This is a genomic window from Elioraea sp. Yellowstone, assembly GCF_006704265.1.
Lineage (GTDB): Bacteria > Pseudomonadota > Alphaproteobacteria > Acetobacterales > Acetobacteraceae > Elioraea.
This window is the reverse complement of the sequence record NZ_VIKA01000008.1, coordinates 21,893-37,798: the sequence shown is the minus strand read 5'-3', so window position 1 is coordinate 37,798 and position 15,906 is coordinate 21,893. Positions and strand designations below refer to the sequence as shown.

General features: G+C 72.0%; 19 protein-coding genes. 10 read left to right on the top strand and 9 right to left on the bottom strand.

Annotation, left to right across the window (positions count from 1 at the left end):
- The first annotated feature begins 23 nt into the window (after window positions 1–23).
- Window positions 24–1,094 (top strand): hydroxyacid dehydrogenase, encoded by a 1,071-nt coding sequence (locus tag FK498_RS02770; RefSeq protein WP_141851299.1) that lies wholly within the window; start codon window positions 24–26, stop codon window positions 1,092–1,094.
- 31 nt (window positions 1,095–1,125) lie between these two features.
- Window positions 1,126–1,338, top strand: a complete 213-nt coding sequence (locus tag FK498_RS02765) for a hypothetical protein (protein ID WP_202614717.1) — start codon at window positions 1,126–1,128, stop codon at window positions 1,336–1,338.
- 3 nt (window positions 1,339–1,341) lie between these two features.
- Here FK498_RS02765 and FK498_RS02760 read toward each other — a convergent pair whose 3' ends face one another.
- Complete coding sequence (locus FK498_RS02760; protein WP_161988286.1) at window positions 1,342–1,929, bottom strand: cytochrome b; 588 nt, start codon at window positions 1,927–1,929, stop codon at window positions 1,342–1,344.
- An 80-nt stretch (window positions 1,930–2,009) separates the two neighbouring features.
- Between FK498_RS02760 and FK498_RS02755 the strand changes: the two genes are divergently transcribed.
- Window positions 2,010–2,678 carry a TenA family protein gene (locus tag FK498_RS02755; protein WP_141851295.1) on the top strand — a complete coding sequence of 223 codons (669 nt, stop codon included), beginning with the start codon at window positions 2,010–2,012 and terminating at the stop codon, window positions 2,676–2,678.
- A 185-nt stretch (window positions 2,679–2,863) separates the two neighbouring features.
- Complete coding sequence (locus FK498_RS02750) at window positions 2,864–3,646, top strand: hypothetical protein (protein ID WP_237560815.1); 783 nt, start codon at window positions 2,864–2,866, stop codon at window positions 3,644–3,646.
- Here FK498_RS02750 and FK498_RS02745 read toward each other — a convergent pair.
- From FK498_RS02745 to FK498_RS02735, 3 genes are read right to left on the bottom strand one after another with little or no spacing between them, the layout of a single operon-like run.
- The gene (locus FK498_RS02745; RefSeq protein WP_141851293.1) at window positions 3,634–4,614 is read right to left on the bottom strand and encodes a ketopantoate reductase family protein; all 981 of its coding nucleotides are present in this window, start codon (window positions 4,612–4,614) and stop codon (window positions 3,634–3,636) included. The genes FK498_RS02750 and FK498_RS02745 overlap by 13 nt on opposite strands.
- Window positions 4,615–5,412, bottom strand: coding sequence for a creatininase family protein (locus FK498_RS02740; protein ID WP_161988285.1), 798 nt, complete (start codon window positions 5,410–5,412; stop codon window positions 4,615–4,617). It lies immediately after the preceding gene.
- The gene (locus FK498_RS02735) at window positions 5,409–6,593 is read right to left on the bottom strand and encodes a M20 family metallopeptidase (protein WP_141851289.1); all 1,185 of its coding nucleotides are present in this window, start codon (window positions 6,591–6,593) and stop codon (window positions 5,409–5,411) included. Before FK498_RS02735 ends, FK498_RS02740 begins: the two co-directional genes overlap by 4 nt.
- A 132-nt stretch (window positions 6,594–6,725) precedes the next feature.
- Here FK498_RS02735 and FK498_RS02730 point away from each other — a divergent pair, with 132 nt between their 5' ends.
- The 4 genes from FK498_RS02730 (at window position 6,726) to FK498_RS02715 (ending at window position 10,470) form a co-directional block, all read left to right on the top strand.
- The gene (locus FK498_RS02730; RefSeq protein WP_141851287.1) at window positions 6,726–7,709 is read left to right on the top strand and encodes a tripartite tricarboxylate transporter substrate binding protein; all 984 of its coding nucleotides are present in this window, start codon (window positions 6,726–6,728) and stop codon (window positions 7,707–7,709) included.
- A 116-nt stretch (window positions 7,710–7,825) separates the two neighbouring features.
- Complete coding sequence (locus FK498_RS02725; RefSeq protein WP_141851285.1) at window positions 7,826–8,281, top strand: tripartite tricarboxylate transporter TctB family protein; 456 nt, start codon at window positions 7,826–7,828, stop codon at window positions 8,279–8,281.
- A 9-nt stretch (window positions 8,282–8,290) separates the two neighbouring features.
- Window positions 8,291–9,787, top strand: a complete 1,497-nt coding sequence (locus FK498_RS02720; RefSeq protein ID WP_141851283.1) for a tripartite tricarboxylate transporter permease — start codon at window positions 8,291–8,293, stop codon at window positions 9,785–9,787.
- Window positions 9,784–10,470, top strand: coding sequence for a DUF2848 domain-containing protein (locus FK498_RS02715; protein ID WP_141851281.1), 687 nt, complete (start codon window positions 9,784–9,786; stop codon window positions 10,468–10,470). Before FK498_RS02720 ends, FK498_RS02715 begins: the two co-directional genes overlap by 4 nt.
- A gap of 8 nt (window positions 10,471–10,478) precedes the next feature.
- On the opposite strand, the gene FK498_RS02710 is transcribed toward FK498_RS02715, so the two are convergent.
- A complete protein-coding gene (locus FK498_RS02710; RefSeq protein ID WP_141851279.1) occupies window positions 10,479–10,976 on the bottom strand; it encodes a GNAT family N-acetyltransferase in 498 nt (165 codons plus the stop codon).
- 116 nt (window positions 10,977–11,092) lie between these two features.
- On the opposite strand from FK498_RS02710, the gene FK498_RS02705 reads away from it, so the two are divergent.
- Window positions 11,093–12,301, top strand: coding sequence for an MFS transporter (locus tag FK498_RS02705; RefSeq protein WP_141851277.1), 1,209 nt, complete (start codon window positions 11,093–11,095; stop codon window positions 12,299–12,301).
- 66 nt (window positions 12,302–12,367) lie between these two features.
- On the opposite strand, the gene FK498_RS02700 is transcribed toward FK498_RS02705, so the two are convergent.
- The gene (locus tag FK498_RS02700) at window positions 12,368–13,051 is read right to left on the bottom strand and encodes a TetR/AcrR family transcriptional regulator (RefSeq protein ID WP_141851275.1); all 684 of its coding nucleotides are present in this window, start codon (window positions 13,049–13,051) and stop codon (window positions 12,368–12,370) included.
- A 162-nt stretch (window positions 13,052–13,213) separates the two neighbouring features.
- Between FK498_RS02700 and FK498_RS02695 the strand changes: the two genes are divergently transcribed.
- Window positions 13,214–13,933 (top strand): NIPSNAP family protein, encoded by a 720-nt coding sequence (locus tag FK498_RS02695; RefSeq protein WP_161988284.1) that lies wholly within the window; start codon window positions 13,214–13,216, stop codon window positions 13,931–13,933.
- A 24-nt stretch (window positions 13,934–13,957) separates the two neighbouring features.
- On the opposite strand, the gene FK498_RS02690 is transcribed toward FK498_RS02695, so the two are convergent.
- Genes FK498_RS02690 through FK498_RS02680 form a run of 3 tightly spaced genes read right to left on the bottom strand, consistent with a single transcriptional unit; the run spans window position 13,958 to window position 15,871 of the window.
- Window positions 13,958–14,713, bottom strand: coding sequence for a sulfite exporter TauE/SafE family protein (locus tag FK498_RS02690; RefSeq protein ID WP_141851271.1), 756 nt, complete (start codon window positions 14,711–14,713; stop codon window positions 13,958–13,960).
- A gap of 7 nt (window positions 14,714–14,720) precedes the next feature.
- Window positions 14,721–14,906 carry a DUF3553 domain-containing protein gene (locus tag FK498_RS02685; protein ID WP_141851270.1) on the bottom strand — a complete coding sequence of 62 codons (186 nt, stop codon included), beginning with the start codon at window positions 14,904–14,906 and terminating at the stop codon, window positions 14,721–14,723.
- A gap of 32 nt (window positions 14,907–14,938) precedes the next feature.
- The gene (locus FK498_RS02680; protein WP_141851269.1) at window positions 14,939–15,871 is read right to left on the bottom strand and encodes a M48 family metalloprotease; all 933 of its coding nucleotides are present in this window, start codon (window positions 15,869–15,871) and stop codon (window positions 14,939–14,941) included.
- Between the last annotated feature and the right edge of the window lie 35 nt (window positions 15,872–15,906).

Sequence of the window (15,906 nt, the reverse complement as noted above, 5' to 3'; positions counted from 1 at the left end):
ACGTCACCTCGCGAGCCCGACGGATGCCCGAGAAGATCACCCTCGTCTACGCCGAGCCCACGCCGCGTCCGGTGTTCCTCGAGATCATGCGCAGTCGGCCCGAGTTCAGCCTGCGCCGCTGCGGCCCGGAGACGCGGCCCGAGGAGGTGGCGGCGCTGTTCGCCGGCGCCCAGGCCTACCAGACCGGCAGCCTGCGCGACGAGCTGCCGCGCCATCTCTGGGCCGATGCGGCGCTCCTGCGCGCCGCCCCCGACCTTCTCGCGGTCTCGAGCCACGGCGCGGGCTACGACACGGTCGATGTCGCGGCGATGACCGAGGCCGGCGTGATCGTGATGAACCAGAAGGGCGGCAATGCGGAAGGAGTCGCCGAGCACGCGGTCGGCATGATGCTCGCCCTGCTCAAGCGCATCCCGGAGGCGCAGGCCGCCATGCGCGCGGGCACGATGCGCGTGCGCGAGTCGGTGATGGGGCGCGAGCTCGCCGGCCGCACGGTCGGCATCATCGGGCTCGGCCTGATCGGCACGCGCATCGCCGAGATCTGTCGTCTCGCCTTCCGCTGCCGCATCCTCGCCGCCGATCCCTATCTGGACGCGGAGACGATCGCCGCACGCGGGGCCGAGAAGGTCGAGCTTGCGACCCTCCTCGCCGAGAGCGACGTGGTGTCGATCAACTGCCCGCTCACCGAGGAGACGCGCGGGATGATCGGCCCGGACGCGATCGCGCGGATGCGCCCCGGCGCGATCCTGGTCAACACCGCGCGCCAGTTCATCCACGACGAAAGGGCGGTGCTCGCCGCACTCGAGAGCGGACACCTCGCCGGCGCCGGGCTCGACTGCTGGGATCGCGAGCCGCAGCCGCCGCCGGACAACCCGCTGCTGCACCACCCCGCGGTGCTCGCAAGCCCGCACACCGCCGGCGTGACCGTGGAGAGCCGCCAGCGCATCGCCACCTGGGGCGCCGAGCAGCTGATCGACCTGTTCCTGCGCGGCGTCCGCCCGCCCCGGCTGGTCAATCCCGCCGCCTGGCCCGCCTTCGCGCGACGCTTCTCGGCCATGTTCGGCCGGGACGTTGAAGCCCGCCTCGCCGCCGAGTAGCGTCCGCGCCCTCTCGCGAGGGACGACGACGATGGCCAAGGATCCGACGGCAGGCATGACCGACGCCCAGCGCGCCTACGAGGCGAAGCGGGCGGCGAAGGCGGGGATGACGCTCGAGAAGTGGCTCGCGCGGAAGGAGAAGGCCAGGGCGGCGGCCGCGCGTGCCGCCGCCGCCCCTCCCCCGCCGCCGAAGCGGCCGGGCCTCCTGCGCCGCGCGCTCGCCCGCGCCCGCGGCGAGGCGTAGCGGCTACAGCATCCGCATCAGCGTGCCGTCGCGGCGGATCGCATGGTGATAGACCGCGCCGGCGATGTGCGCGGCCAGCAGCACCGCGATCGAGTAGCCGACCCAGGTATGCAGGGTCTTCAGCGTCCCGGCGAGCGCCTGGTTCTCGGCCACCAGCGCGGGGATGTCGATGACGCCGAGATAGGCGGTGGCACCCTGCATCGGGAAGCCGAAGGCGTTGGTCATGACGAAGCCCAGCACCGGCTGCACGATCAGCCCGAGATAGAGCAGCCAGTGCACGGTGGTGGCCGCCAGCCGCACCGGCGCGGGGATGTGGTCGGGCAGCGGCGGCGGGGGATTCGTCACGCGCCAGACGAGCCGTGCGATGGTGACGAACAGGATGGTGAGACCGGCGCTCTCGTGCACCGCGTAGAACACCATCTTGGTCGCGAAGGGTTCGTCCTTCAGGTACTTGATGATGAAGCCGACCGGCAGCGCGACTGCCATCAGCACCAGTGTGATCCAGTGGAACCATTTCGCCACCGTCGTATACTGGCCGTCCGGGTGCGCCGCGTCCGTCCCTGCCAGGATCCGTGCCGTCGCCACGTTCATGCCGCGCGCTCCTTGCCGTTCACGGTGGCAGTATGCCACAGCCTCGAGCGGACGCGTGGCGCCCGCAACGCGGAGATGGGATGACGATGACATCCGGGAAGCCCAGACCGAGCGACGTGCTGCGCGAGGCGAGCGAGCCCGACTGGACGGCGGCGGTGACGCACCGTTTCGTGCACGAGCTCGCCGCCGGCACGCTCGACCGTGCGGTGATGCGCCGCTACCTGGTGCAGGACTACCAGTTCCTCGACGCCTTCGTCGCCCTGCTCGGCGCGGCGATCCATGCCGCGCCCTCGCTCCCGCAGCGCATCCCGCTCGGCCGCTTCCTCGGCATGGTGGTCTCGGAGGAGAACACCTATTTCCAGCGCAGCTTCGACGCGCTCGACGTGCCGGAGGCCGAGCGGGTTGCGCCTGCGCTCGCCACGCCAACCGCAGGGTTCCAGGCGCTGATGCGCGAGGCCGCCGCCTCGGGCCGCTACGGAGCCGCGCTCGCCGTGCTGACGGTGGCCGAGTGGGTCTATCTCTCCTGGGCCGCGCCGCTCGCCGGACGCGATCCCGGCTGGTTCGTGTTCCGCGAATGGATCGACCTGCACAGCGGCCCGTCCTTCGAGGCCTGGGTCGGGTTCCTGCGCGCCGAACTGGACGCCGCGCACGAGGCGGCCGATGCGGCGGGGCGCGCCGAGATCGCCGCCCTGTTCCGCCGCGCGGTCGCGCTCGAACGCGCCTTCTTCGACGCCGCCTATCAGCCCTGAGCACGCTCTTCCCGCACGTCACGCTCGCCGCGCACGCGGACTGGTCGGCTGATCCGCGCAAATGCTGGCTCGCGCTCGCGCGCCGCGACACGGGCGGAGGCTGGACCGCGACGGCGCCCGCCCCGGTCGGCCCGCCCGAGGCGCTCGCGGCACGGCTGATCGCAGCGGCGGGGGGCGGCGGCGCCGTGTTCGGGCTCGACCTGCCGCTCGGCCTGCCGCGCCTCTACGCCGAACGCCATGCGGGTGCCGAGAACTTCCCCGGCTTCCTGCGCGGCCTGCACCGCCGGCCGGGCTTCTTCGCGGTCGCCGCGACGCTGGCGGAGGTCTCGCCCGACCGGCCCTTCTACCCGGCGCGCGGGATGCGGGGCATGACGCGCGCGGCGCACGCTGCCGCTCTCGGCCTGCCCGATCCCACCTGCCTTGGCCGGCGCTGCGACCTGCGCACGGCCGCGCGCCCCGCCGGCGCGCCGATGTTCTGGACGCTGGGCGCGAACCAGGCCGGCAAGGCGGCGATCGCGGCGTGGCGGGAGATGCTGCTGCCGGCGCTGGCACGGGGTCTGCCTCTGCGGTTCTGGCCCTTCGAGGGCCGCCTCGCCGCCCTCGCCGCCCCGGGCACGCTGGTGCTGGCCGAGACCTATCCGGCGGAGTGCTATCGCCACATCGGCCTGCGCCTCGCAGGCTCGAAGCGCAGCCGGGCGGCGCGGACCGAGGCGGGCGCGGCGCTGTCGGCCTGGGCCGCCACGTCGGGTGTCAGACTCACGCCCGACCTCGCAGCGGCGATCGCGGACGGATTCGGCTCGGACGCCGCCGGCGAGGACCGTTTCGATTGCGTCTGCGGTCTGTTCGGCGTCCTCAACGTCCTGCTCGGTCGACGGGACGAGGGATACCCGGGCGATCCCGCCCTGCTGCGCTGGGAAGGCTGGGTGCTGGGCCAGACCGACCCGCCGCTCGCCCCTCAGCCGGCGTAGAGGCCGGCGGCGCGGGCGCGCTCGACCGCGAGCGCGATCGTCAGGTCGAGTGTTGGCGTCTCGACGCCCACGAGGCGCGCGAGCTCCAGCGGAACCACGAGCTGCGCGTCCACCTCCATCGGCTTACCCGCCTCGAGATCCTGCAGGATCGAGGGCTTGTGCGCGCTTGCGGCATTGGCCGCCGCGCGTTTCGCCGGGTCGGCCTTGACCTCATGCCCCCAGGCACGGGCGATCGCGTGGCACTCCTCCATCGCGCGGACGGCAGCCGCGTGGATGGCGGGCTGCGCCATGTAGTCCCGCATCGCGCGGCCGGCGAGGATGGCGAGCGGCCCGTTGCCCATGTTGCCGGCGAGCTTTTCCCAGACCGCGAGCCGGATCGCGGGCGTGACCTCGCTGGCCATCCCGCCCGCGCGCAGCGCGGCCGCGATCGCCTCTGCGCGCGCCGAGACCGTCCCGTCGGGTTCGCCCAGGATCACGCGGCTCGTCGGGTTCTCGACGTGGATCACGCCCGGCTCGACCACCGTGCAGGCGGAGTAGACGACCCCGCCGATCGCGCGCGCCACCCCCATCCCGTCCCAGAGCGCGCCCTCGGGATCGAGCCGCACGATGCGCCGCCCGTCATGCGCGCCGCCATGACGGTGGAAGTACCACCACGGAATGCCGTTCACGACGAACGCGACGGGCGTCTCCGGGCCGAGCAGCGGGTGGATCGCACGCGCGATCGCGGGCAGCGAGTGGGCCTTGGCCGTGGTGATCACCGCGTCCTGCACACCGAGATCGCGCGGATCGTCGGTCGCCGCCATGCGCACGGTGTCGCTGACATCGCGCGCGTGCACGGTGATCCCGCGCGCGCGGATCGCGTCGAGATAGGCCCCGCGCGCGATCACCGACACCTCGGCGCCGCCGCGGGCGAGCCGGAACGCGATGTGCCCGCCGATCGCGCCGGCGCCGAAGACGGCGATGCGCATTCAGCCCTGGCCCCGCAGATGCACGATCAGCCGCGCGCCCTGCTCGGCCAGCCAGGCGACCGCGCGCGCGCCGAGTGCCGCGTCGCCCGCACGGGGATCGCCGGCGAGCACGCCGTTCGGCGCGGCGAGGTCGTACTCGATCGGCAGGCCGAGCTCGATCTCCTCGAACCGCGCCGCGCCGAGCCCGCTGACGGTGAGGCCCTGGATGGAACCGGGCGGCACCGGGTCGGGCATCATGTCGGGACGACAGAGCTCCGGGAACAGCGCGAGCGCCACCGACCAGACCGGATCGGCGCCATGCCCCATGCGCCCGGCCGTGTCGGCGCCGGCGAGCTTCGGCCAGGCGGCGTAGAGGTTGCGCCAGATGTAGAGCGAGGGGACCAGCGTACCGTCGGCATGCTTCAGCGCCATGGTCGCCTCGTGGATCGCGTGCACGTTGCCGCCGTGGCCGTTGACGATCAGGATCCGGTCGAGACCGTGCGCGAGCAGGCGCGCGAGCATCTCGCGGATCACGGCGAGCAGGGTCGCGTGCGAGAGCGCGATCCCGCCCGGCACCGTGCCGAAATAGTCCTCGCCGCCGAAGGGCAGCACCGGCGCGACCAGCGCGTCGGCGCCGAGCGCCACCGCGCGCTCGGCGATGCGCAGCGCGATCGCATCGGCGAGCAGGTAGTCGCCCATCGGCGCGTGCGGGCCCTGGTCCTCGAGGCTGCCCATCGGCAGCAGGATGGTCGGGCGGTTGGCAAGGCGGGTCTTCGCCTCGCCCGAGGTCAGCTCGGCAAGCCTCAGCTTTACCGTCACTGGAGGAGCTCCAGGGCGGCACGCGACAGCGTGCGCACGCCGACCGCGATGCAGCCCTCATCGGGCTGGTAGTCGCTGTTGTGCAGCACGTCCGACCGTCCCGGCGCGCCCGAGCCGATGCGCAGATGCGCACCCGGCACGAGTTCGGTGAAGCAGGCGAAGTCCTCCGAGCCCATGCTGGCGCCTCCCTGTGTCACGGCAGCCTCTCCCACGACCGCACGCGCGGCGGCGAGCACCCGGTCGAGGACGCGGTCGTCGTTCACCAGCGGCGGCACCTTGCGCGCATAGGCGAGCTCGCTCCTCAGCCTGAGCCCCGCCTCGACGCCGGCGAGCAGCCTGCGCATCCCCGACTCGACCGCATCGCGTGCAGCCGCGTCCATCGTCCGCACCGTGCCCTTCAGCGTGAGCTGGTCGGGGATGATGTTGCGCACCGTGCCGCCGCTGATCTGGCCGACCGTGACCACCGCCGGCGAAAGCGGGTTGATCTCGCGCGAGACGAGCGTCTGCAGCTGCCCGATGAACAGCGCCGCGCCCGCGATCGGGTCGATCGCCGCCTGGGGATGGGCGGCATGGCCAGACCGGCCGTGGAAGACGATGTCGAAGGCGTCGGATGCCGCCTGGCAGGCGCCGCGCACGTACTGGATCTGGCCCACCTTGCCCCAGGGCCAGTTGTGGAAGCCGAGGCACATGTCGACGCCGGGATCGTCCATCACGCCGTCCGCGATCATCGCCGGCGCGCCCTCGAGAACCTCCTCGGCGGGCTGGAAGACCAGCTTGATGCGCCCGGCGAGTGCGGGTGCCAGCGCCTTGAGCACCGCCGCCACACCGAGCAGCGTGACGGTGTGGATGTCGTGCCCGCAGGCATGCATCAGTCCGTCGCGCTCCGAGGCGAAGGGAAGTCCGGTGCGCTCCTGGATCGGCAGCGCGTCCATGTCAGCGCGGATCAGGAGGGTCGGACCCGGCCGGCCGCCCTCGATCAGCCCGACCACGCCCGTGCGCCCGACGCCGGTGCGCGCGGGAATGCCGAGGCGGGCGAGCTCGGCGGCCACCACCGCGGCGGTCTCGTGCTCCTCGAAGGCGAGCTCGGGCCGCTTGTGCAGCTCGCGCCGCAGGGCGATCAGTTGCGGCTCGAGCCGCGCCGTCTCGTCGCGGATCGCGGCGTCGGGATCGTTGGCGGTCATGCGGGATGTCCTGGTTCGCGTGCGGTGCGATCATGCGGCGCACGACGTGGGGCGGCAAGCCGCCCGTCACGGCTTGTCGGACGTGCTGAGCCCGTGCGATAGAGCCGCAGCAAGAGGGTCGGGGAGGCAACGATGACACGACGGATCGCCCTGCCGCGCCGGTGGGTCCTTGCAGCGATCGGAACGACGGTCGCCGCACCGGCGCCTGTTCGCGCCCAGGCCTGGCCGTCGGGTCCGATCCGGCTCGTCGTCCCCTTCGCTCCCGGCGGCACCACCGACGTGATGGCCCGCCTGGTGGCTGACCGGCTTGGGCCGCGCCTCGGCACGACCGTGATCGTCGAGAACCGCGCCGGTGCGGGGGCGACGATCGGCAGCACCTTCGTCGCCCAGGCTGCGCCCGACGGCCATACCCTGGTGATGAGCAACATCGCGAGCCACGGCATCGCGCCCTCGCTCTACCGGAACCTCCGCTACGACGCGCTGAAGGACTTCGCGCATGTCGCGATGGTGACGCGCAACCCCTCGGTCATGGTGGCGAACCCCGATTTCGAGGCAAAGAGCTTCGCCGAGGTGGTGCGCGTCGCCAAGGCACGGCCGGACGGGCTCGACTACGGCGTCTCGGGTGCCGGGTCGTCGAACCACCTGCTCGGCCTGCGCGTCGCCAAGGCCGCGGGGATCCGGCTCACGCCCGTCTTCTACCGCGGCGCCGGGCCGGCCATGACGGACACGATCGCCGGCGTCGTGCCGCTGATGTTCGACGGCCTGCCCTCCGCCACCGGCCACATCCGCGAGGGGCGGGTGCGCGGCATCGCCACCAGCGGCGCGGAGCGGGCCGCGGCCGTGCCCGACATCCCGACCTTCAAGGAACTCGGTCTCGACATCGTCTCCTACCAGTGGTTCGGCATCTCCGCCCCGGCCGGGACGCCGGCCGAGATCGTGCAGCGGCTGAACCGCGAGATCCGCGCCGTGCTCGCCGACACGGCGGTGATGCAGCGGTTCGACCAGCTCGGCGGCACGACCCTGGAGATGACGCCCGACCAGTACACGGCCTTCATCGCCGAGGAGATCGCGGTCTGGGCGCCCGTGGTCGAGGCGTCCGGGGCGCGGGTCGATTGAGAGGAGGGATGCACGGCATGATGCATGAGAGCCGTCCCAGCGCCGCCGGGGCCGATCCGGCCCGCAGGGCCCGCAGCCGGCACGGCCAGCGTGTCCACCGGACAGGGTGAGCAAGGATGCGGTTCAGGCCCGACGCACAGGACATCTTCGCCGGAGTGATGTTCATCGCCTTCGCCGCGCTGATGCTCTACCTGAACTTCGAGTCGCATCCGATCGGCACGGCGCGCCGGATGGGCTCGGGCTACATGCCGATGCTCGCCTTCGGGCTGCTCGCCGCCCTCGGCCTGGCGATCCTGATCGGCGGCCTGTTCACGGGTCCCGAGCCGATCGGCCGGTTCGCGTGGCGGGACATGGCGCTGATCCTCGGCGCGACGACCGTGTTCGGGCTCTCGGTCGAGCGGCTGGGCTTCGTGGTCTCGATCTCGCTCTGCATCCTGATCGCGTCCTTGGCCGAGAAGACCTGGAAGCCGCTGCGCGTGCTCGGTCTGACGCTGTTCCTGCTCGCGCTCTGCTGGGCGGTGTTCATCTGGTATCTCGACATCCGCATCCGCCTGTTCCCCTGGTCCCACTGAGGCCCCGCCATGCTTGAGAACCTGATCTACGGCTTCGGCGTAGCGGCGACCTTCCAGAACCTCTCGGCCTGCTTCATCGGCGCGCTGCTCGGCACCGCGATCGGCGTGCTGCCGGGAATCGGCCCGTTGGCGACCATCTCGCTCCTGCTGCCGCTCACCTTCGGCATGCCGTCGACCACCGCCATCATCATGCTCGCCGGCATCTACTACGGCGCGCAGTACGGCGGCTCGACCACCTCGATCCTGATGAACCTGCCGGGCGAGGTGAGTTCGGTGATCACCACGCTGGACGGCTACCAGATGGCGAAGAACGGCCAAGCCGGCCCGGCGCTTGCGGTCGCGGCGATCGGCTCGTTCATCGCCGGCTGTGTCGCCACGCTGGTGGTGGCGATCGCCGGGCCGCTGCTGACGGCGGTGGCGCTCTCCTTCGGCCCGGCCGACTACTTCTCGCTGATGCTGCTCGGCCTGATCGTCGCCTCGGTGCTGAGCGAGGGCAACGTCGTCAAGTCGATCGCGATGATGATCGCCGGCGTCGGGATCGGCCTGGTCGGCACGGATGTGCAGACCGGCCAGCAGCGCTTCACGTTCGACATTCCCGAACTCTCCGACGGCATCGGCTTCGCGCCGATGGCGATGGGCATGTTCGGCATCGCCGAGGTGATCCGGAACCTCGAGATGCCGGAGGTCCGCGAGGCGCTGAAGACCAGGATCTCCCGGCTCTGGCTGACCGGGGAGGAATGGAGGCGCGTGGCCGCGCCGATCGCGCGCGGCACCACGCTCGGCACGCTCGTCGGCATCCTGCCGGGCGGCGGTGCGGCGCTCTCCTCCATGGGCGCCTACACACTCGAGCGCCGCGTCAGCCGCAACAAGCACCTGTTCGGCAAGGGGGCGATCGAAGGTGTCGCTGCTCCGGAGAGCGCGAACAATGCCGCCGCGCAAACGAGCTTCATCCCGCTGCTGACGCTCGGCATTCCGGCCAATGCGGTGATGGCGCTGATGATCGGCGCGCTGATCATCCAGGGAATCCAGCCCGGGCCGCGCATGATCGAGGCGCAGCCCGACCTGTTCTGGGGCCTGATCGCCTCGATGTGGCTCGGCAACCTGATGCTGGTGGTGATCAACCTGCCGCTGATCGGCATGTGGGTGCGGCTGCTGAAGGTGCCCTACGACCTGATGTATCCGGCGATCCTGGTGTTCTGCGCGATCGGCGTCTACAGCCTGAACAACAACAACTTCGACGTCTTCGTCACGGTGGTGTTCGCCTTCCTCGGCTATCTCTTCAGCAAGATCGGCTGCCCGCCCGCGCCGATGCTGATCGGCTTCGTGCTCGGCCCGATGATGGAGGAGCACCTCCGGCGCGCGATGCTGCTCTCGCGCGGCGACCCGATGGTGTTTCTCGAGCGCCCGATCAGCGCGACGCTGCTCGTGCTGGCGGTGATCGCCGTCGCAGCCATGGCGATCCCGTCCCTCCGCAAGGGCAAGGAGGAGGCGCTGCATCAGGCATGACCAGCGCGCTTGCACTGCGCTGCCTGATCGCCTCCGGCTCGCGCGATGTCGGAGTGACGCCGCGCGCGCTGGTGATCGCCGGGCTGACCGGACGGGACGAGGCCGCGGTGCTGCACCATGTCGAGGAACTCCGCGCGATCGGCGTGAAGCCACCGCCGACCGTGCCGGCGTTCTTCCGCAATGGCACCAATCTCCTCACCAGCGCGACGACGGTCGAGGTGCTGGGTCCGGACACTTCCGGCGAAGTGGAGTTCGTGCTGGTCAGCCTCGAGGACGGGCTCTGGGTCGGCGTCGGCTCCGACCACACCGACCGGCGCGTCGAGGCCTATGCGATCGACGTCTCCAAGCAGCTCTGTCCGAAGGTGGTCGCGCCGCTGCTCTGGCGCCACGACGAGGTCGCCCCGCACTGGGACCGGCTGGTGCTGCGCGCCTGGATCGAGGAGGCCGGCAGGCTGGTGCTGTACCAGGAAGGCACGGCGGCGGCGCTGCGCACGCCCGAGGCGCTGATCGCGGCCTGGACGGGAGGGGCGCCGCTGCCCGTCGGCACCGTGATGTTCGGCGGCACCTTCGCCGCGATCGGCGGCATCCGGCCGAGCACCCGCTTCGAGTTCGAGATCGAGGATCCGGTGCGCGGACGGAGGATCCGGCACGGCTACGAGGTCCGCACCCTGCCGCTGATCTGACGCGACCCTCAGCCCGTGCCGAGGCGGCGCTGCATCAGCACGAGATCGAGCCAGCGGTCGAACTTGCGCCCGACCTCGGGCATTAGGCCGACGCGGACGAAACCGAACCGCGCGTGCAGGGCGAGCGAGGCGGTGTTCCCCGCCTCGATGCCGGCGACCATCACGTGCAGCCCCGCCGCCTCGGCGCGCGCGATCAGCCCGCCGAGCAGCGCCGCGCCATGGCCGCGCCGCTGCGCGTCGCGCGCGACATAGAGCCCGTGCTCGACGGTGGCGGCGTAGCCGTCGAAGGCGCGGAACGGGCCGTAGCTCGCAAACCCGCACACCCTGCCGCCCTCCTCCGCCACCAGCACCGGGAAGCCCGCCGCGCGCCGGTCCGCGAGCCAGGCCGCGCGCGCCTCCAGCGTGGTGGGGCGGATGTTCCAGTTCGCGGTCGTGGTCAGGATCGCGTCATTGGTGATGGCGAGAATGGCCGGCAGGTCGGCCTCGGTCGCGTCGCGGATCGGCATGGCAGCGTTTCGGTCCTGGACGAGGGATCGCGTCGCCGTTCCATGCCATCGTCCAGCGCGTGACGCGAGAGCCGCCCCACCGATCCAGCCCTGCACCGGGCGCAGTCGCGCGGCTGGTGGGCGCGCTGACCGCGCTGACGGCGCTCAGCAACTTCCATCGGGCAACCCTGGGCGCGCTCGCGCCCGAGCTCGCGCGCGACCTCGCCCTGTCTCCGGATGCGCTCGGGCTGGCGAACGGGGCCTTCTTCCTCGCCCTCGGCGTGATGCAGATCCCGGTGGGGCTGATGTTCGACCGGATCGGCCCGCGCCGCACGGTCGCCCTGCTGGGCCTGCCGGCCGTAGCCGGAGCGGCGCTGCAGGCCGTGGCCGCCGACCCGAGGGGCCTGATCGGCGCCCGGCTCCTGCTCGGCGCCGGGTGCGGGGCCAGCTTCATGGCCTCGGTGGTGCTGTGCGCGCGCTGGTTCGGCACCGCAAGGCTCGCGAGCACGGCGAGCCGCATCTTCGCCTTCAGCCAGATCGGCAGCCTCGCCGCAGGCACGCCGCTCGCCGCCGGCGCCACGCTGATCGGCTGGCGCGGCATGTTCGCCGCCTCCGCGGTCCTGACGGGGCTCGTCACCCTCGCCTTCCATCGCCTCGTCCGCGACGATCCGCCCGGACAGGCGGTGCCGCCGCGACCGCACGAACGCTTCGCCGCGGTGCTCGCGGGGCTGATCGCGGTCTGGCGCACGCCGGGCCTGTTGCCCGTGCTGGCCATGCACACCTTCGTCTATGCGAGTGCGGCGACGGTGCTGACGCTCTGGGCCGGGCCCTATCTCGCCGATGTGCACGGCCTCACGCCGGTCGCGCGCGGCCATGTCATCCTCGCGATGGCGGCCGCGCAGGCGGTGGGTACGCTGGTGGTGGGTCCGCTCGACCTCAAGCTGAACACGCGCAAATGGATCGTCGTGCCCGGCGCCTGCGCGACCTTCGCGACGCTGCTTGGCCTCGCGGGCTTCGGCCATCGCTCCGGCGTGCTCGCGATCGGGCTTCTGGTGCTGCTCTGCCTGGTCACCTGCTACAGCGTGGTGACGGTGGCGCACGGCCGCAGCCTGTTCCCCGAGGCGCTCGCCGGCCGCGGCGTGACCACGGTGAACCTGTTCCAGCTGATCGGCTCGACCGTCCTGCCGATCCTGGCGGGCGCGGTGGTGGGCGCCTTCCCGGCAGGCTCCACCGGGGCGCGACCGGCGGAGGCCTACGCCTTCGCCTTCGTCGCCATTGCGGGATGTCTCGGATCGGGCCTGCTCGTCTATCTCATCTTCGCGCGCGACTCGCGGCCGCGCGGGTAGAAGCGACCGGCGCAGCGACTGGGATGGACACGCTTCGCGACACGGGGCCGTGGGCGAGAGATCGCGTCAACGGCGGGGGCGACGCTGCGGGCTCCCACGCCCCGCCGTGTCCGCCGGCGGGCCGGCGGGGCGGCGGGCGTCCTCGAGGATCTTGGCCAGTTCGGCCGCACAGAGCTCGAGCGGCACCGTGCTCTGGCTGACCTTGGCCATCGTCATTGCGCCGGAATAGGAGGCGACGACGAAGGTCGCGAAGGCGTCGGGCTGCAGTCCGGCGATCAGGCCGGCCTCGAGATCCTGGCGCAGTTTCTCGGCGATCGCACGGCGCCAGCGCAGGAACACCGCTTCGATCTCCGTCCGGAACGCGGCGTCGTGCCGCGCGAGTTCGATCGCCAGGTTGTTCAGCGGACAACCCGTGACCTCGCCGGCGCGCTTCAGCTCGGCGATGATGCCGGCGAATGCCGCCGCGATGCCGGCTGCCGCCGTCGGCGCCGCCCGGACCGGCGCGATCCAGGCACGCTCCACCGCGGCGGCGACCCGGTCGCGCAGCACGGCCAGCCCGAGCGCCTTCTTGGTTGGGAAGTGATGGGCGAGTGCGCCGCCGGTCGTGCCCGCCGCGTGCTTCAGCTCGTGGATTCCCGCACCGTGGTAGCCCTTGAGCTGGAAAGCGACATGGGCCGCCTCGACCAGTCGTTGCCTGAGCCCCTCCGGATCGTTCGTTCGCTTCCTGGCCGGAACGGATCGCGTCGTCATCGCCGATGTCCTCGCCGGTGTCCCGCGGCGGCTTGACATAACCGGACAACTGTCCTGTATTGTCAAACAGGATGATCGTCCTGTTTTACCGGAGGGACCATGCCCGGATGCCCGGAGACATCAGCCGCTTCCGCCACGGACGCCGCGGGTGCGGCAAACGGCGTGATCGAACTGCGCCGCTACCGCCTCCGTCCCGGCACGCGGGATAGGCTCATCGCGCTGTTCGATCGCCGCTTCGTCGAGAGCCAGGAGGAGACCGGGATGAGAATCCTCGGGCAGTTCCGCGACCTCGACGATCCCGACGCCTTCGTCTGGCTGCGCGGCTTCCGTGACATGCACGCGCGCGCCGCGGCGCTGGAGGCGTTCTATGGCGGCCCTGTCTGGGCGCGGTACGCCGAACAGGCGCGCGCGACGATGGTCAACACCGACAACGTGCTGCTTCTGCGCCCGGCACGTCCCGGCACGGAGATCGTCGTCGCGCCGGCACCACGCCCTCCGATCGACGCCGAAGGCTCGGGCCGCGGCGTCGTCGTGGCCACGGTCTGCTCCCTGCCGCCGGAGACGGAAGCCGGCTTCGGCTCGTTCTTCCGTCAGGCGATCGCGCCCACCCTCACCGCCGCCGGCGCGCGGATCGTGGCGGCCCTGGCGAGCGAGCACAGCCCCAACACCTACCCCCGGCTGCCCGCCCGCGCAGGCGAAACCGTGTTCGCATGGATGCTCCCCTTCACCGACCTCGACGCGTACCGGTCGCATCTCGACGCGCTCGCACGGATGCCCGTCTGGACCGGGACGCACCTGCCGGAGCTGGATCGCCTGGCATGGCGTCGCGACGTCTCGATCCTCGTCCCGACCGCGCGCTCACTGCTGCACGGCGGGGCGTGACGTGAATGGCGGAGGATCACCGGCTCATGCCAGGAGCGCCGCCAGACCGACCACCAGCAGCAGCGCGTAGGCGACGCGGCGGAAGCTCCGCTCGCCGATCCGGCCGAACAGGGCGGCGCCGATGCGGACGAACAGGAGCAGCCACGGCGTCAGCACGGCCACCTTCACCAGCACCTCGATGGTGAACAGCCCGGCGAGCAGGGGCGGCAGCAGGGCAACGAGACCGAGCACGGCGAAGAACAGGATCAGGTTGGCGCGGTGCTCGCGCGCCGCCTCGGTGCCGGCGAGCAGGTACAGGATCACCGGCGGGCCGCTCATTCCGGTCGAGCCCTTCAGCACGCCGGCGAGCGCGCCGACCGCGATGTTGAGCGGCAGCGGCCGCGCGCCGCGGTAGCGCCAGCCCGAGGCGAGCAGGCCGCCGAAGAGCAGCACCAGCGCGCCCATCGCGCGCGTCAGCGTCGCCGGATCGGTCGCGAACAGGATCCACGCCCCAGCGGGGACGAGCGCACAGGCGGCGAGGGCCATCGGGAACGCGACGCGCCGGTTCACGTGCTTCCACGAGCCGATCAGCAGCTGGCTGCCGATCAGCGCCTCCATCAGCAGCATGGTCGGCACGCCGACCGCGGGCGTCCAGAGCAGGCTGAACACCGGGGCGAGAGTGATCGCGGTGCCGAAGCCTGCGAAGCCGCGCATCACGCCGGCGGCAGCGGTGACGGCGGCCGCGATCGCGAGCCGCCCATCGAGCAGGGCCGCGAAGGCCGCCGACCAGGCCTCGTTCATGCCGCGGTCACCACACCACGTCGCGATCGGTCTCGATCGGCTCGAGCGTCACCACGGCGATGTTCACCAGCAGCTTGCCTGCGTGCTCGAAGTTCACCGTCACGCGACTGCCGATGACGGACTGGACCTGCCCCTCGCCCCAGTCCGGACGGTTCGGATTGCGCACGCGCATGCCGGGAGAGAGCGGCGTCATGGCGCGACGATAGCCCTGCGGCCGGCCGACGCCTACCGCCGCCACGGGTTGGGCCGTCGGCGGACCGTGGGCGGGACCGTCCAGGGCACGCCCTCCCATGCCGGCAGGGCCGGGCGCACCACTCGGGTGGCCGCGGCGAGTGCGGCGACGCGCTCGTCGATCGTCGGGTGGGTGCGGAACCAGCGCAGCCAGCGCGGTCCACGACTGCCGAGCCGCTCGAAGTCGTCGCCCTGCAGCGCCTGCAGCCGGCGCAGCGCCGAGGCGAGCGCGGCCGGATCGCCGGTGAGCTCCACCGCCCCCGCATCGGCGAGGAACTCGCGCGTGCGCGAGAGCGACAGGGCAAGCAGGTCCGAGGCGAGCGGTGCGAGCATCAGCAGCAGCGGCAAGAGCGGATGCGCGCCGAACGCCCCGGCCCCCCAGAGGACCAGCACCAGCAGCCCCGCCTGGGCCATCGCACGCGTCATTCCTGCCGCGGCGGCGGCCATGCGCATCACCGTCAGGTCGCCATGGCGCACATGGCTGACCTCGTGGGCAAGTACCGCAGCGAGCTCGCCGGCGGGCAGGGTCTCGACCAGCGCGCGGGTGACACCGATGCCTGGGCGCTCGGTGCTGCCCGCCGCGACCGCCTGCAGCACGGGCTGCGGCAGCAGGTAGAGCCGCGGTACCGATGGCAGTGCGGCACGGCGCGACAGTTCCTGAACGAGCGCGTTCAACCCTGGCGCGTGGAACGGCGAGAGCGGTGCCGCGCCGAAGCCTTGCCGGAACACCGCATCCGCCGGCAGCGCGCCGAAAGAGAGCACCGTGACGGCCATGACCGCGCCCATCGCCAGCCCCTCGATGCCGGCGGCGAGGAAGCCGATCGCACCGGCAAGCAGGCCGAGCGCGGCGAGGGTGAGCGCGGTCTCGATCCGGTTGCGGGTCCGGAACCGGTCGATCGCCTCGCGGTCGAGCACGAACTGAGGCATGGACGCTATATGGCACGACGCGGCCGGCCTCACAC

Excerpts from the sequence above, each read along its gene's own strand:
- FK498_RS02770 (WP_141851299.1), top strand. The coding sequence starts at position 24 with ATGCCCGAGAAGATCACCCTCGTCTACGCCGAGCCCACGCCGCGTCCG.
- FK498_RS02765 (WP_202614717.1), top strand. The coding sequence starts at position 1,126 with ATGGCCAAGGATCCGACGGCAGGCATGACCGACGCCCAGCGCGCCTAC.
- FK498_RS02760 (WP_161988286.1), bottom strand. The coding sequence starts at position 1,929 with ATGAACGTGGCGACGGCACGGATCCTGGCAGGGACGGACGCGGCGCAC.
- FK498_RS02755 (WP_141851295.1), top strand. The coding sequence starts at position 2,010 with ATGACGATGACATCCGGGAAGCCCAGACCGAGCGACGTGCTGCGCGAG.
- FK498_RS02745 (WP_141851293.1), bottom strand. The coding sequence starts at position 4,614 with ATGCGCATCGCCGTCTTCGGCGCCGGCGCGATCGGCGGGCACATCGCG.
- FK498_RS02735 (WP_141851289.1), bottom strand. The coding sequence starts at position 6,593 with ATGACCGCCAACGATCCCGACGCCGCGATCCGCGACGAGACGGCGCGG.
- FK498_RS02730 (WP_141851287.1), top strand. The coding sequence starts at position 6,726 with ATGACACGACGGATCGCCCTGCCGCGCCGGTGGGTCCTTGCAGCGATC.
- FK498_RS02725 (WP_141851285.1), top strand. The coding sequence starts at position 7,826 with ATGCGGTTCAGGCCCGACGCACAGGACATCTTCGCCGGAGTGATGTTC.
- FK498_RS02720 (WP_141851283.1), top strand. The coding sequence starts at position 8,291 with ATGCTTGAGAACCTGATCTACGGCTTCGGCGTAGCGGCGACCTTCCAG.
- FK498_RS02715 (WP_141851281.1), top strand. The coding sequence starts at position 9,784 with ATGACCAGCGCGCTTGCACTGCGCTGCCTGATCGCCTCCGGCTCGCGC.
- FK498_RS02710 (WP_141851279.1), bottom strand. The coding sequence starts at position 10,976 with ATGCCGATCCGCGACGCGACCGAGGCCGACCTGCCGGCCATTCTCGCC.
- FK498_RS02700 (WP_141851275.1), bottom strand. The coding sequence starts at position 13,051 with ATGACGACGCGATCCGTTCCGGCCAGGAAGCGAACGAACGATCCGGAG.
- FK498_RS02690 (WP_141851271.1), bottom strand. The coding sequence starts at position 14,713 with ATGAACGAGGCCTGGTCGGCGGCCTTCGCGGCCCTGCTCGATGGGCGG.
- FK498_RS02685 (WP_141851270.1), bottom strand. The coding sequence starts at position 14,906 with ATGACGCCGCTCTCTCCCGGCATGCGCGTGCGCAATCCGAACCGTCCG.
- FK498_RS02680 (WP_141851269.1), bottom strand. The coding sequence starts at position 15,871 with ATGCCTCAGTTCGTGCTCGACCGCGAGGCGATCGACCGGTTCCGGACC.